Origin of the sequence: Nocardia sp. AB354 (genome assembly GCF_049538315.1) — a bacterium.
Taxonomy (GTDB): Bacteria; Actinomycetota; Actinomycetes; order Mycobacteriales; family Mycobacteriaceae; genus Nocardia; species Nocardia nova.
The window spans coordinates 413,678-427,306 of sequence record NZ_JBMVFU010000001.1 but is presented as its reverse complement, the minus strand read 5'-3'; the positions used below and the strand labels follow the sequence as shown (position 1 = coordinate 427,306).

The following is a 13,629-nucleotide window of genomic DNA, read 5'->3' as shown; positions in this document are numbered from 1 at the left end:
TTCTCCCAGCCCGGCCCCGCATCGCCGCGGGGGCCGTAGATGTTACGCCCCGAAAACTCGTGGCGTAGCAATTCGCGTCGTGAAATGCATTGGGGCAGTTCATAACCTGAGACCACGGGCGCCGTCGGGGGGTGCTCGCCGATTGCTGGTGGCCAGGGAGAACGATATGCGAAGTTTTCGAGACACGGGGCGGGCTCCGCGGCACAGATCCATGCCGCGGATGATGAGTACGGCGGTGGTGGCCGCCGCCGCCCTGCTGATGTGCCAGGGGAACGGTGCGGCCGATCCCGCGCCGGCGCCCGGTCCGACCGGCTCGGACTCGGCGATCGTCCGGGTCCGCACCGACGATCCGCGCCATCAGTCGTTGTTCGTGCACTCCGCGGCGATGGGGCAGGACATCGAAGTGCAGGTGCAGCGGGCCGCCGATACGAGCGCCCCGCGTCCGGTGCTGTATCTGTTGCTCGGCGCCGGCGGCGGTCTCGACGGCTCGACCTGGGCGACGAAAACCGATGCGCTGAAATTCCTCGCCGACAAGAACGTCAACGTGGTGACGCCGATCGGTGGCATGTTCAGCTATTACGCCGACTGGCAGCGCGACGATCCGCACCTGGGTCGCAACAAGTGGCGCACTTTCCTGACGCAGGAACTGCCGCCGCTTCTGAACACGTATCTGGATGCCAACGGCCGCAACGGAATTGCCGGCTATTCGATGTCGGCGACCACGACCTTGGCGCTCGCAGCGACCGCCGGAGACCTGTTCTCCGCGGTCGGCTCCTACAGCGGATGCGCGCAGACCTCCGATCCGGTCGGACAGGAATTCGTCCGGCTCACGGTCGAGACGTGGGGATGGGGCAATGCCGAGAACATGTGGGGTCCGCCCGGCGATCCGGACTGGGTCGGCAACGATCCCTACGTGCACGCGGAGGGCCTGCGCGGCAAGGCCATATATATCGCGAACGGCAGCGGACTGCCCGGGCCTTACGACACCTTGAACGGCGAATACTCGCTGCCCGGGGAATGGGGTTACGCCAATCAGCTCGTGCTCGGCGGCATCATCGAATCGGCGACGAACTACTGCGCCCACAACATGCAGGCACGGCTGGACTCGCTGAACATCCCCGCCACCTATGACTTCCGGCCGACCGGCACGCACTCCTGGGGTTACTGGCAGGACGACCTGAAGAAATCGTGGCCGGTGCTGGCCTCGGGCCTGGGACTGTAACCGATGCGTGGCGATCGCAATCCCACTGCGCGCGCGATACTCGCGCTGGTCCTGGGGGCGTTGATCGCCTGGGCCGGCGCCCGTGCGCCCCAGGCCGCGGCCTTCCCGGCCGAAGTGCCGTATTTGCCGGGCGCCAACGATTTCGGCTGCCGGACCACCGCGGACAAGCCCTATCCGGTGATTCTGGCCCACGGCGCAGCCACCGACGCCGGGCGCAGCTTCGCCGTACTCGCACCGCAATTGCACCGGCTCGGCTTCTGTGTTTTCGCTGCCGATGTGGGACGACTGCCGTTGTCGAATCTGGGCGCGAACGGTGTGCCCGATCCGAAATGGGCGGGATTGGGTCCGGCGGCCGCGGCAGTGGAGGGCAACGGCATCTACGGCGTGGCCGATATCGCCACGCAGGCAACGGAATTGGGTGCCTTCGTCGCACGGGTCCTGGATGCGACCGGAGCGGCGAAGGTTGTCATGGTCGGCCATTCCACCGGCGGCACGGATATTCGTGAATTCGTGCGCCACCGCCCCGGGCAGGTGGCGAGCGTGGTCACCGTCGGCACGCCGTATCGCGGATCGACCTTCGCCGGCCTGCCGGCGATGTTCCCCTTCTACGGCGCGCTCGGTATGGACGGGCCGGCGGTTGCGGCGCAGGTCTTCGGACCCGCCGGAGCCGAACAGGCGCCGGGAACGCCGACCCTGAACCGGTTGAACGCCGACGGTGAGACCCATCCGGGAATCCGCTACACCGCCATCGCCAGCCGCGACGATACGGTCATCACCCCTCCGGAGACGGCCCTGTTGAGCGATCCGCAGGGCGGCAACCGAAACATCTGGCTGCAGGACGGATGCCCCACCCTCGTCGTCGCCCACGACGCGATGCTGTCGGATCCGCGCGCGCTCGCCGAAATCACCGCCGCCGTCGCGGGCACGCCGCCCCCGCCCTGCTGAGGGCGTTGATTCGTCACCGGGCGCCCAGGTGCGGCCGGACGGCGGCGAGCAATCCTTCCGCTACCCTGGGCTGCCATGAGTGCGGTGCGGTTCGCCACGATCTCCGTGCTCCTGTGCGCGCTGATCGCCGTCGCGGCCGGCCGCGCGCCGCGAGCGCACGCCTTCGCGATGGACGTTCCGCCGCTGGCCGGCGCGAACGATTTCTCCTGTCGCCCGACCCGTGACAAGCCCTATCCGGTGATCCTGGCGCACGGTGCGGCGACCGACGCCCAGCGCAGCTTCGGCGCGCTGGCCCCCGCGCTGCGCAGCCAGGGCTACTGCGTCTTCGCCGCCGATGTGGGACGGGTACCGCTGCCGACGCTCGGACTGAACGGTGTCTCCGAGGCCGGCTGGCCCGGATTGGGCCCGGTCGCCGCGGCCGTACAGGGCAACGTCGTCTACGGCGTGGCCGATATCGGCTCGCAAGCGGTGCAACTGGCCGCGTTCGTCGCCATGGTGCGCGGGGTGACCGGCGCGCCGAAGGTCGAGATGGTGGGGCATTCGACCGGCGGCACCGAGATTCGGGAGTATGTGCGCCGCCATCCGGGCGTGGTGGACAGCGTGGTCACAGTCGGCACGCCCTACCGGGGTTCGACCTTCGAAGGCCTGCCGAAGATGTTCCCGTTCTACGGGGCCATCGGGATGGACGGCGAGCAGACCGCGGCCCAGGTCTTCGGTCCCGCAGGCGCCGAGCAGGTTCCGGGCACGCCGACATTGACCCGGCTCAACGCCCACGGCGAAACCGAGCCCGGGATCCGCTACACCGCGATCGCGAGCCGCACCGACGAGGTGATCACCCCGGCGGAGACCGCATTGCTGGCCGATCCGCAAGGCGACAACCGCAATATCTGGATCCAGGACGGGTGCCCGGCGCTGGCGGTCAGCCACAACGATCTGCTGTCGAATCCGCGCGCGATCGCCGAGATCACGGCCGCGGTCGCCGGCGCGCCGCCGCCTCCGCCCTGCTGAGCCGGGCCGATCGGCTACTTCGGCGTCACCCAGGTGGTGATGTCGGCGTGCACGACCTCGACGCCGTGTTTGTCGTAGATCGACACCGGGACGACCACTTCCGTCCCTTCGGTGAGGGTCGCGAAATCCGGAATCCGGTCGAGTTTCGCGACCGCGCGCAGGCCGGATTCCGCCTTGGCCAGGTATTGCACGTTCATCGCCTTGGGGATCCAGCGGTGGGTGGTCGGAACCGTGGCCTCGCTCAGCATGCCCATCGCGACCTCGGCCAGATTGCAGGCCGCGATCGCGTGGAAGGTGCCCAGGTGATTGTGGATCCCGAACCACTTGGGCGCGGTGACCTCGCACAATCCCGGTTCCAGCCGCACGACGTTCGGCACGACGGTGCCGAAGTAGGGGACGCGGGCGATCATGCCGACCGAGAACAGGGCATGTCCGAGGCGGTTGTCGGGGAGCTTCTTCCAGCCGCGGTAGGTAGCGGTCTCTGTGGTCATGGCAACACCTTACTCTGGAGTAAGTTCGACGCGCCGCCGCGCGGTCCGGTACCGTCCGACCAGGGCCGCGGCGCGTCCGCGGGGACGGACGACCCCCGATTTGGAGTGGGTGGGGGGCCTCGGGCATACTGTTCGGGTTGCCTGCAGCGGTGGTGTGTGTCCATCGCCCGTAGGTGAGCAGGACCCACTGAGTATCGGCGTCGAGTCCGGCGCGGGTACGTCCGGGACGAAGTTCCGAGACCCAACAGGTGAAATATGCCCGGGGTCGAAGAATGAGCGGAGGGGCGACACGCCCGACCGCGTGGACCGGAAGAACCATGACAGATGAACAGCGGCGATGGATCGGGTGCGCCCCGGTCGTGTTGGTGGCTGATGCGTCTTCGTGTGTTCGGGCTGTGCAAATGAGGGTGGTTCGGGAGCGAAAGCTCCTGGGTCACAACGTAAGCGGAGAAAAGGACACTCAGCGTGGCGGGACAGAAGATCCGCATCAGGCTCAAGGCCTACGACCATGAGGCGATCGATGCGTCTGCACGCAAGATCGTCGAGACGGTGACCCGCACCGGTGCCCGCGTCGTCGGGCCGGTGCCGTTGCCGACCGAGAAGAACGTGTATTGCGTCATCCGCTCGCCGCACAAGTACAAGGACTCGCGCGAGCACTTCGAGATGCGCACGCACAAGCGGCTGATCGACATCCTCGACCCGACGCCGAAGACGGTCGACGCGCTCATGCGCATCGATCTGCCGGCCAGCGTCGACGTCAACATTCAGTGACGGGGATTGCAGATATGACTGACAACAAGAACAGGCCGGCGGCCGGCATCCTGGGCACCAAGCTCGGCATGACCCAGGTGTTCGACGAGAAGAACCGCGTCGTTCCGGTGACCGTCGTCAAGGCCGGACCGAACGTCGTGACCCAGATCCGCACCGAGGAGCGCGACGGCTACTCCGCCGTTCAGCTCGCCTTCGGCGCGATCGACCCGCGCAAGGTGACCAAGCCCGTCGCCGGGCAGTTCACCAAGGCCGGTGTCACCCCGCGTCGCCACGTCGCCGAGATCCGCGTCGCCGACGCCGCCGCGTTCGAGGTGGGCCAGGAACTGTCGGCGGATGTCTTCGAAGAGGGCACCTACGTCGACGTGACCGGCACCAGCAAGGGCAAGGGCTACGCCGGTGTCATGAAGCGCCACGGCTTCCGTGGCCAGGGCGCCGCCCACGGTGCGCAGGCCGTGCACCGCCGGCCGGGCTCCATCGGTGGTTGCTCCACCCCCGGCCGCGTGTTCAAGGGCATGCGGATGGCCGGCCGGATGGGTAACGACCGCGTGACCACGCAGAACCTCTCGGTCCACAAGGTGGATGCCGAGAACGGCCTGCTGCTGATCAAGGGCGCGATCCCGGGCCGCAAGGGCGGCATCGTGATCGTCAAGAGTGCTGCGAAGGGTGGTGCCCGGGCATGAGCACCGACACTAAGACCAACCTGACGCTTCCGGTGAAAGAGCCGGGCGGCAAGACCAACGGCACCGTCGAGCTCCCCGCGGAGATCTTCGACGCGACCGCCAACATCGCGCTGATGCACCAGGTCGTCGTGGCCCAGCAGGCCGCGGCTCGCCAGGGCACGCACGCCACCAAGACCCGCGGCGACGTCCGCGGCGGTGGTAAGAAGCCGTACCGCCAGAAGGGCACCGGCCGCGCCCGCCAGGGTTCGACCCGCGCGCCGCAGTTCACCGGCGGTGGCACCGTGCACGGCCCGCAGCCGCGCGACTACTCGCAGCGTCTGCCCAAGAAGATGAAGGCCGCCGCCCTGCGTGGCGCCCTGTCGGACCGGGCCCGCAACGAGCGCATCCACGTCATCACCGAACTGGTCTCCGGCCAGACGCCGTCCACCAAGGCCGCCAAGAACTTCCTGGCCGAGCTGTCGGACCGCAAGAAGGTGCTGGTCGTGGTGGGCCGCGAAGATGTCACCGCGTGGAAGAGCGTGGCGAACCTGCAGGGTGTGCACCCGATCGCGCCGGACCAGCTGAACACCTACGACGTGCTGCTCAGCGACGACGTCGTGTTCAGCGTCGAGGCGCTCAACGCGTTCGTGCACGGCCCGGCCGAGTCTGCACAGGAGGAAAGCAAGTGACCACCATCGCCGACCCCCGCGACATTCTGCTCGCGCCGGTGATCTCCGAGAAGTCCTACGGGCTGATCGAAGAGGGCACCTACACCTTCCTGGTGCACCCGGACTCGAACAAGACGCAGATCAAGATCGCCGTCGAGAAGGTTTTCGGCGTCACGGTCACCAGCGTCAACACTGCCAACCGTCAGGGCAAGCGCAAGCGGACCCGCTTCGGTTACGGCCAGCGCAAGAGCACCAAGCGCGCGCTCGTGACCATCTCGGCCGACAGCAAGCCCATCGAGATCTTCGGAGGCCCGGTCGCCTAAGCGGTCGGATCTTCAGAAAGCAGAGAAGAACTCATGGCAATCCGTAAGTACAAGCCGACTACGCCGGGTAGGCGCGGGTCGTCCGTTTCGGACTTCGCCGAGATCACCCGGTCCACTCCCGAGAAGTCGCTGCTGCGCCCGCTCACCAAGTCCGGTGGTCGTAACGCGCACGGCCGGATCACCACCCGTCATCGCGGTGGCGGTCACAAGCGGGCCTACCGTCTGATCGACTTCCGCCGGTTGGACAAGGACGGCATCCCGGCCAAGGTCGCTCACATCGAGTACGACCCGAACCGGACCGCCAACATCGCCCTGCTGCACTACGCGGACGGCGAGAAGCGCTACATCATCGCGCCCAAGGGCATCGCCCAGGGCACGCGGATCGAGTCCGGCGCCGGCGCCGACATCAAGCCCGGCAACAACCTGCCGCTGCGCTCGATCCCGACCGGTACCACCATTCACGCGGTGGAGCTGCGTCCGGGCGGTGGCGCCAAACTGGCTCGTGCCGCCGGTATGAGCATCCAGCTGCTGGGTAAGGAAGGCGCCTACGCCGTCCTCCGTATGCCCTCCGGCGAAATCCGCCGCGTCGACGTGCGCTGCCGCGCCACCGTCGGCGAGGTCGGCAACGCCGAGCAGTCGAACATCAACTGGGGTAAGGCCGGCCGTATGCGCTGGAAGGGTCGCCGCCCCACGGTCCGTGGTGTCGTCATGAACCCCGTCGACCACCCGCACGGTGGTGGTGAGGGCAAGACCTCCGGTGGTCGCCACCCGGTCTCGCCCTGGGGTAAGCCCGAAGGCCGTACTCGTAAGCCCAACCGTCCGAGCGACAAGCTCATCGTCCGCCGCCGCGGCAAGAAGCGTTAAGGAGGAGGTTAAAGATGCCACGCAGCCTCAAGAAGGGCCCGTTCGTCGACGAACACCTCCTCAAGAAGGTGGACGTCCAGAACGAGAAGGGCACCAAGCAGGTCATCAAGACCTGGTCGCGTCGTTCGACCATCATCCCCGATTTCATCGGCCACACGTTCTCGGTCCACGACGGCCGCAAGCACGTGCCGGTGTTCGTCTCGGAGAACATGGTCGGGCACAAGCTCGGTGAGTTCGCGCCGACCAGGACGTTCCGGAGCCACGTCAAGGAAGATCGGAAGAGCAAGCGGCGATGAGCGAACAAGACACCACGCTTCAGAACCCGACCGCGCGCGCGACCGCGAAGCACGTTCGCGTCACTCCGATGAAGGCTCGCCGCGTCGTGGACCTGGTCCGCGGCAAGCGGGTCGAGGATGCGCTGAACATCCTGCGCTTCGCACCGCAGGCCGCCAGCGAACCCGTCGCCAAGGTCGTGGCCAGCGCCGCGGCGAACGCCGAGAACAACTTCGGCCTGAACCCCGACACCCTGGTCATCTCGACGGCGTATGTCGACGAGGGCGCGACCATGAAGCGTTTCCAGCCGCGCGCCCAGGGCCGCGCGTTCCGGATCCGCAAGCGCACCAGCCACATCACGATCGAGGTCGAGAGCGTCGCCAGCGCCGCCCCGGCTCGTAGCCGCCGGAAGGGAGGGGCTAAGTAAATGGGACAGAAAATCAATCCCCACGGCTTCCGCCTCGGTATCACCACCGATTGGAAGTCCCGCTGGTACGCCGACAAGCAGTACAAGGAATACGTCAAGGAAGACGTAGCCATCCGCAAGCTGCTGAGCACGGGTATGGAGCGGGCCGGCATCTCGAAGGTCGAGATCGAGCGCACTCGTGACCGCGTCCGGGTGGACATCCACACCGCGCGTCCGGGCATCGTGATCGGCCGTCGCGGCGCCGAGGCCGACCGCATCCGCGCCGAGCTGGAGAAGCTCACCGGCAAGCAGGTTCAGCTGAACATCCTCGAGGTCAAGAACCCCGAGTCGGATGCGCAGCTGGTTGCCCAGGGTGTGGCCGAGCAGCTGTCCAACCGTGTGGCGTTCCGTCGCGCGATGCGCAAGGCCATCCAGTCGGCCATGCGTTCGCCGAATGTCAAGGGCATTCGAGTGCAGTGCTCGGGCCGCCTCGGCGGCGCCGAAATGTCGCGCTCGGAGTTCTACCGTGAGGGTCGGGTGCCGCTGCACACGCTGCGCGCCGACATCGATTACGGCCTGTACGAGGCTCGCACCACCTTCGGCCGCATCGGCGTGAAGGTGTGGATCTACAAGGGCGACATCGTCGGCGGCAAGCGTGAGGTCACCGCCGCCGCCGCGCAGCCCGAGCGTCGCGAGCGTCGGGAGCGGCCGAGCCGTCCGCGGCGGTCCGGTTCGGCCGGTACCACCGCGACCAGCACTGAGGCCGGACGGGCCGCCACCGCGGTGGCGGAGGCTCCGGCAGAGAATCAGGAGGGCTGACCCATGTTGATGCCCCGCAAGGTCAAGCACCGCAAGCAGCATCACCCCCGTCGTACCGGTATGGCCAAGGGCGGCACCTCGGTGGCGTTCGGTGACTTCGGCATCCAGGCTCTGGAGCCGGCGTACGTCACCAACCGGCAGATCGAGTCGGCGCGTATCGCGATGACCCGCCACATCCGTCGTGGCGGCAAGATCTGGATCAACATCTACCCGGATCGCCCGCTGACCAAGAAGCCGGCCGAAACCCGCATGGGTTCCGGTAAGGGTTCGCCGGAGTGGTGGGTCGCGAACGTCAAGCCGGGTCGCGTGATGTTCGAGATGTCTTACCCGAACGAGGAGACCGCTCGCGAGGCCCTGCGCCGCGCGATGCACAAGCTCCCGATGAAGTGCAGGATCGTGACCAGGGAGGAGCAGTTCTGATGGCTACCGGAACTCCGGCCGCAGACCTGCGCGAGCTCAACGAGGACGAGCTCGTCGCCCGCCTGCGTGAATCGAAGGAAGAGCTGTTCAACCTGCGCTTCCAGATGGCGACCGGCCAGTTGCAGAACAACCGGCGCCTGCGTGTGGTTCGTCACGAGATCGCGCGCATCTACACGGTCATGCGTGAGCGCGAGCTCGGCCTGGCCTCCGGTCCTGAAGGCAAGGGAGACGCGGCATGAGTGACGCCAAGGGCCCGGCCAAGACGCCGGCCAAGCAGGAGGAGCGTGGCTCGCGCAAGGTGCGCATCGGCTACGTCGTCTCCGACAAGATGAACAAGACCATCGTGGTCGAGCTGGAAGATCGTGTGAAGCACCCGCTTTACGGCAAGATCATCCGCACCACCTCGAAGGTGAAGGCGCACGACGAGAACGAGATCGCCGGTGTCGGCGACCGCGTGCAGCTGATGGAGACCCGTCCGCTGTCTGCCACCAAGCGGTGGCGGCTGGTGGAGGTCCTGGAGAAGGCGAAGTAAGCCTCTTCTCCGCCTCGGCTGTGTAGTCGAATCGCGAAGGCCCGCTTCCCGGTTGGGAAGCGGGCCTTCGTGTGTTGCGGGGCGGCCCATCTGTGGTATCTACCCTGGTATCATCGTGCCATGGCGTGGACGATGCGGTTTCCCGAGGACGAGGGAGCGGAGCTCGATGCGCAGGCCCAGGAGGAGGGGCGTGCCAAGAGTGAGATCGTTCGTGATGCGGTCCGGATGTATCTTCTGGCCCACCGGCGCTGGGACGTCGCGTTCGTCGACGAGGATGACACGGTGGATCTGGGCGGCCCGATCCGTAAGGAGGAAATCCGGGGCGCGATGAATCGGTCCGCATGATCGTCGTCGCCGATACCTCGGGTCTGCTCGCCCTGTTCAATCGCTCGGATCCGGAACATTTCGCGGTGCGGCGTGCCGCCGATAGCGCGAGCACGCTGGTGACCAGTCAGCTGGCGCTCACCGAAGTGCATCATGTGGCGAGCGTGCGCGGCGATCGGAAAATTGCCGACCGCATCGTCGCGTTGCTCGCCGATCGGATCGAGGCAGGACGACTTGTGCTGGGCGAGATGGGCGCCGATCGCCTGAGAACAGCTCTTCGTGTCCGGGCCGCATACGAGGGGCTGAATCTTGATCTGGTCGATGCTGTAAGCGTCGTGCTGGCCGCCGAATTCGACACCGACGCCATTCTGACGTTGGACCGCAGGGATTTTCGGGTGCTGCGCCCGCTGAATCGCTTCCGTGCATTTCGGTTGTTTCCGGATGATCTCGATGAGTGACCGTCGGCGGTCGCTGTGAGCTGGAAGGGTTGGCCCGACTCCATCCGGGCCGATGTGCGCACCCTGTGGGAGTACAACCTCATGGGTCATGATGTGCGGCCGGTGGATGTCGGGATCGGGTTGGGGAGCCATGACATCGGGGTGGCGACGTATGCGGCCGAGTTGTTTCGGCGGGGGATCTTTTCGACGATCGTGTTCAGCGGCGCGAACGCGCCCACGACGGTCGCCGAGTTTCCGGCGGGGGAAGCGATCCACTACCGCGAACACGCTGTCGCGCTGGGGGTTCCGGACGACGCCGTGCTCGTCGAGCCTCGGGCCACGAATACCGCTGAGAACATCGACTTTTCGCGTGCGATGCTGCGCGAGTGCGGCCGCGTCGTGACATCCGTTCTGCTGATCTGCCGGCCGTATCAACAGCGGCGCAGTTATGCGACCTGCCGGATGCGGTGGCCGGAGGTCGAGGTGGTGTGCGGTTCGCTGCCGGAATCGCTCGACGATTATGTGGCGCGGATCGGTGATGTGGAGCGGGTGGTCACGATGCTGGTGGGGGATACGCAACGTGTGTGGCGATACGCGGCCGAGGGCTGGGCGATCGAGCAGGACGTTCCGGAGAAGGTTTGCGCCGCATACGACCGGCTGGTGGCAGCCGGGTTCACCGGGCGTCTGCTGCCACCGCGGGGGTAGCGGCGATGCCGATATCGAATACCTCGAATGGGTCGAGGAACAGTGGTGCCGAGTGCGCGGCATTTCCACCACCGGTGAACGACCGCTCTGCATCGCGTACCGCGAATCGGTAGATTCGGGTCGTCGGGAGGAGCGGAATCGTGGGTGGGGCGCCGGCCATCGACGAGCCGGGGGTGCGGTGATGCGGGTTCTGATCGCAGGCGCCGGAATCGCCGGATTGACCGCGGCGGCATGCTTGCACCGGGTGGGGATCGAGGCCGTCGTGCTGGACGCGGTCGGTGAGCTTCGCCCGCTCGGCGTCGGAATCAATCTGCTCCCGCATGCGGTGCGGGAGCTGCATGAACTGGAACTCGGTGCGGCACTGGACGATTGCGCGATCGCCACCTCCACCGCGGTGCATCTCGACCGGTTCGGAAATCACATCTGGAGTGAGCCGCGCGGACTCGCCGCGGGGCACCCGTGGCCCCAATACTCGGTGCACCGCGGCGAATTGCAGGGTCTGCTCCTGGATCTGGTGCGCCGTCGACTCGGATCCGATGCCGTGCGCGAAGGAATGGTGCTGCAATCGTTCGCCGAGGATGGCGACGGCGTGCGTTGCCGGTTCCTCGACCGCGCCGCCGGCACCGACGTCGTGGAGACCGCGGATGTGCTGATCGGCGCCGACGGTCTGCATTCCACGGTCCGCGCGCAGTTGCATCCGGAGGAGGGGCGGCCGTTGTGGAACGGCATTCGAATGTGGCGCGGAGTCAGCGAGATTCGTCCGTTCCTGGACGGGCGGACGATGGTGCTCGCCGGTTCCAATCGCGCCGCGAAATTCGTGATGTACCCGATCTCGGGTGGTGCGCACCGGCGTGGGCGTGCGCTGGTGAACTGGGTCGCCGAGGTGCGTGTCCACGATGCCGGGGTGCAGAACCCCGACTGGAATCGCGCCGGGCGGTTGGCGGATGTGCTGCCGCACTACGAAGGTTGGCACCTGGCCGGTGTCGATGTTCCGGCACTACTGCGCGCCAGTGCCGAAGTGCTCGAATATCCGATGGTCGACCGGAACCCTTTGTCGCGCTGGGGTTCCGGACGCGTGACGCTGATGGGTGACGCCGCGCATCCGATGTATCCGGTCGGTTCCAACGGCGGGTCGCAAGCGATTCTCGACGCCCGCGCCGTGGCGTGCGAGCTGGCAGCGGCCGCCGACCCGATCGCCGGGCTCGCGCGATACGAACGGGTCCGGCGGGAGGCGGTGAACACCATCGTGCTGGCGAACCGGGATATGCCCATGGACCGCGTCCTGCACGCCGTGGCGCAGCGGGCGCCGAACGGCTTCGATCGGATCGAGGATGTTCTCACCGCCGCCGAACTCGCCGCCCTGGCCGATGCGTACCGCCACACCAGTGGCTCTGCCCCCGCCGTCCCGGACGCCGCCGCGCGTTACGCCGCCGGCGCCTCGGCGGACGACTGCCGTCCGTACGACTCCGAGAGTGCGTGACCGGTGTCGAGGGCGGTCACACGCCGCGGCGATGCCGGGCCGATCGACCGCAATCGGCGAACGAGCGGGATCGGGCCGTCGATCCGTGCCCGGCCGGTGAGATAGATACTGCCGGGTGCGTGGCGCACCGCGCCGACGACCGCGAGGGTGACCGCCAGGACCGCGACGAACAACAGCACCGTCGCACCCGCCGCGCCGACCGCGTCGTGCAGCCGGGGATAAAGGGGGATCAGCACTTCCAGCACGATCGGATGCATCAGGAAGACCGCGAAGGAGCGATCGGAGCCGTAGCGGGAAATACGGCCGACGATGCGGTACTTCGGGCGCAGCCAGGACCACCAGGTGCTCACGGTGTAGAGACCGACGATCAGCGCGAGAAAATAGACGGCCATGTAGGGGTTGAAGACATTGTCGGCCTGCCACGGTGTGGTGCCGCCCGCGACCGCGCGCCGATACAACCACTCGGCGCCCGCCGCCCCGAGGAGGGTGCCGACGATCAGCAGCGGGCCGAAGCGGCGCACGGCACGGTCGACGGTGCCGATATGCCATGCGGCGACCGCGCCGAACAGAATGTAGAACTGGTACGGCAGTACCGTCACGTAGAGGTGATTCCACAGTTGCGCCGGCATTCCGGTGAGGGTTGGCGGATGCGTCAGCGCCCACAGCATGCCCAGTTGCACGAGCGCGCTCGTCCCCAGCACCCACCTGTGGTGGCCGGCCGTCCAGCGCACGAATCGGAGCAACAGCGGGAACAGCAGGTAGATCTGCATCGACACCAGCAGGAAGTACAACTGATACCAGGCTTCACCGGTCGCCAGTTCGACCGCCAACCGCCGTATCGCGCCCGCCACGGACTCCTGATGAATGCCGGCGACCACCGAATAGCCCCAGTAGAACACCGACCAGATGACGTAGGGGATGCCGACCAGCGCGAAGCGCCGGCGCCAGAAGTGCGGCGCGTCGAAGGACCGGTCGGCGTACTGGTAGATCAGGACGAATCCGGTCAGCGTGAAGAAGGCCTCGCGGGGAAAGTGCAGCAGCACCATGGCCCCGTTCGCCGACACATTGTTCGGGTCACTGGATCTGTCGATCACGTGGACGGCGATCACACAGGCGAAGGTCAGGATCCGGAACAGGTTGACCTGATGCAGGTAGGGCCGCGACGGCTGAGGCCGCCCGGCCGCCCCCGATTCGGTCGTGACGGTGGTGGGCTTACCTCGGACCGATGTCGCAGTCGCCGTACTCATCGTGCCGTGATCCGTGGGCAGGAGCACCGTCCGTC

20 protein-coding genes are annotated in these 13,629 nt (G+C 67.0%); 18 read left to right on the top strand and 2 right to left on the bottom strand.

The window, feature by feature from the left end; genetic code table 11:
- Positions 1–220: 220 nt before the first annotated feature.
- The 3 genes from ACPCUW_RS01940 (at position 221) to ACPCUW_RS01930 (ending at position 3,175) form a co-directional block, all read left to right on the top strand.
- The gene (locus ACPCUW_RS01940) at positions 221–1,222 is read left to right on the top strand and encodes an alpha/beta hydrolase (RefSeq protein ID WP_174555036.1); all 1,002 of its coding nucleotides are present in this window, start codon (positions 221–223) and stop codon (positions 1,220–1,222) included.
- Positions 1,223–1,225: 3 nt separating this feature from the next.
- The gene (locus ACPCUW_RS01935) at positions 1,226–2,167 is read left to right on the top strand and encodes an esterase/lipase family protein (protein ID WP_423423491.1); all 942 of its coding nucleotides are present in this window, start codon (positions 1,226–1,228) and stop codon (positions 2,165–2,167) included.
- 75 nt (positions 2,168–2,242) lie between these two features.
- A complete protein-coding gene (locus ACPCUW_RS01930) occupies positions 2,243–3,175 on the top strand; it encodes an esterase/lipase family protein (protein WP_063018209.1) in 933 nt (310 codons plus the stop codon).
- A 14-nt stretch (positions 3,176–3,189) separates the two neighbouring features.
- Here the strand turns inward: ACPCUW_RS01930 and ACPCUW_RS01925 are convergent, their stop codons facing one another.
- A complete protein-coding gene (locus tag ACPCUW_RS01925; RefSeq protein ID WP_063018211.1) occupies positions 3,190–3,666 on the bottom strand; it encodes a hotdog fold domain-containing protein in 477 nt (158 codons plus the stop codon).
- A 465-nt stretch (positions 3,667–4,131) separates the two neighbouring features.
- Here ACPCUW_RS01925 and rpsJ point away from each other — a divergent pair, with 465 nt between their 5' ends.
- The 15 genes from rpsJ (at position 4,132) to ACPCUW_RS01850 (ending at position 12,347) form a co-directional block, all read left to right on the top strand.
- Complete coding sequence (gene rpsJ, locus ACPCUW_RS01920; RefSeq protein ID WP_003938093.1) at positions 4,132–4,437, top strand: 30S ribosomal protein S10; 306 nt, start codon at positions 4,132–4,134, stop codon at positions 4,435–4,437.
- 14 nt (positions 4,438–4,451) lie between these two features.
- On the top strand, positions 4,452–5,117 hold the full coding sequence (gene rplC / locus ACPCUW_RS01915) for a 50S ribosomal protein L3 (protein WP_063025626.1): 666 nt from the start codon (positions 4,452–4,454) through the stop codon (positions 5,115–5,117).
- Positions 5,114–5,785, top strand: a complete 672-nt coding sequence (gene rplD, locus ACPCUW_RS01910) for a 50S ribosomal protein L4 (protein ID WP_104392342.1) — start codon at positions 5,114–5,116, stop codon at positions 5,783–5,785. The genes rplC and rplD overlap by 4 nt, the downstream gene beginning before the upstream one ends.
- Complete coding sequence (rplW, locus tag ACPCUW_RS01905) at positions 5,782–6,087, top strand: 50S ribosomal protein L23 (RefSeq protein ID WP_025347175.1); 306 nt, start codon at positions 5,782–5,784, stop codon at positions 6,085–6,087. Before rplD ends, rplW begins: the two co-directional genes overlap by 4 nt.
- Before the next feature lie 33 nt (positions 6,088–6,120).
- On the top strand, positions 6,121–6,951 hold the full coding sequence (rplB, locus tag ACPCUW_RS01900; RefSeq protein WP_030513361.1) for a 50S ribosomal protein L2: 831 nt from the start codon (positions 6,121–6,123) through the stop codon (positions 6,949–6,951).
- 14 nt (positions 6,952–6,965) lie between these two features.
- Positions 6,966–7,247: a 30S ribosomal protein S19 gene (rpsS, locus tag ACPCUW_RS01895; RefSeq protein WP_030513362.1), complete on the top strand. Its 282-nt coding sequence runs from the start codon at positions 6,966–6,968 to the stop codon at positions 7,245–7,247.
- The gene (gene rplV / locus ACPCUW_RS01890) at positions 7,244–7,651 is read left to right on the top strand and encodes a 50S ribosomal protein L22 (protein ID WP_025347178.1); all 408 of its coding nucleotides are present in this window, start codon (positions 7,244–7,246) and stop codon (positions 7,649–7,651) included. The genes rpsS and rplV overlap by 4 nt, the downstream gene beginning before the upstream one ends.
- The gene (gene rpsC, locus ACPCUW_RS01885) at positions 7,652–8,449 is read left to right on the top strand and encodes a 30S ribosomal protein S3 (protein WP_039776445.1); all 798 of its coding nucleotides are present in this window, start codon (positions 7,652–7,654) and stop codon (positions 8,447–8,449) included. It abuts the gene before it with no gap.
- A 3-nt stretch (positions 8,450–8,452) separates the two neighbouring features.
- Positions 8,453–8,869 (top strand): 50S ribosomal protein L16, encoded by a 417-nt coding sequence (gene rplP / locus ACPCUW_RS01880; RefSeq protein ID WP_030513364.1) that lies wholly within the window; start codon positions 8,453–8,455, stop codon positions 8,867–8,869.
- Complete coding sequence (gene rpmC, locus ACPCUW_RS01875; RefSeq protein WP_025347181.1) at positions 8,869–9,108, top strand: 50S ribosomal protein L29; 240 nt, start codon at positions 8,869–8,871, stop codon at positions 9,106–9,108. The genes rplP and rpmC overlap by 1 nt, the downstream gene beginning before the upstream one ends.
- A complete protein-coding gene (gene rpsQ, locus ACPCUW_RS01870; protein WP_030513365.1) occupies positions 9,105–9,401 on the top strand; it encodes a 30S ribosomal protein S17 in 297 nt (98 codons plus the stop codon). Before rpmC ends, rpsQ begins: the two co-directional genes overlap by 4 nt.
- A 120-nt stretch (positions 9,402–9,521) precedes the next feature.
- Positions 9,522–9,746 (top strand): ribbon-helix-helix protein, CopG family, encoded by a 225-nt coding sequence (locus tag ACPCUW_RS01865; protein ID WP_104392344.1) that lies wholly within the window; start codon positions 9,522–9,524, stop codon positions 9,744–9,746.
- Positions 9,743–10,183, top strand: a complete 441-nt coding sequence (locus ACPCUW_RS01860; RefSeq protein ID WP_423423490.1) for a type II toxin-antitoxin system VapC family toxin — start codon at positions 9,743–9,745, stop codon at positions 10,181–10,183. Before ACPCUW_RS01865 ends, ACPCUW_RS01860 begins: the two co-directional genes overlap by 4 nt.
- A gap of 15 nt (positions 10,184–10,198) precedes the next feature.
- The gene (locus tag ACPCUW_RS01855; RefSeq protein WP_423423489.1) at positions 10,199–10,867 is read left to right on the top strand and encodes a YdcF family protein; all 669 of its coding nucleotides are present in this window, start codon (positions 10,199–10,201) and stop codon (positions 10,865–10,867) included.
- Between the two features lie 181 nt (positions 10,868–11,048).
- Positions 11,049–12,347, top strand: a complete 1,299-nt coding sequence (locus ACPCUW_RS01850; protein ID WP_423423488.1) for a flavin-dependent oxidoreductase — start codon at positions 11,049–11,051, stop codon at positions 12,345–12,347.
- On the opposite strand, the gene ACPCUW_RS01845 is transcribed toward ACPCUW_RS01850, so the two are convergent.
- The gene (locus ACPCUW_RS01845) at positions 12,290–13,594 is read right to left on the bottom strand and encodes an acyltransferase (protein WP_423423487.1); all 1,305 of its coding nucleotides are present in this window, start codon (positions 13,592–13,594) and stop codon (positions 12,290–12,292) included. The genes ACPCUW_RS01850 and ACPCUW_RS01845 overlap by 58 nt on opposite strands.
- Positions 13,595–13,629 lie beyond the last annotated feature (35 nt).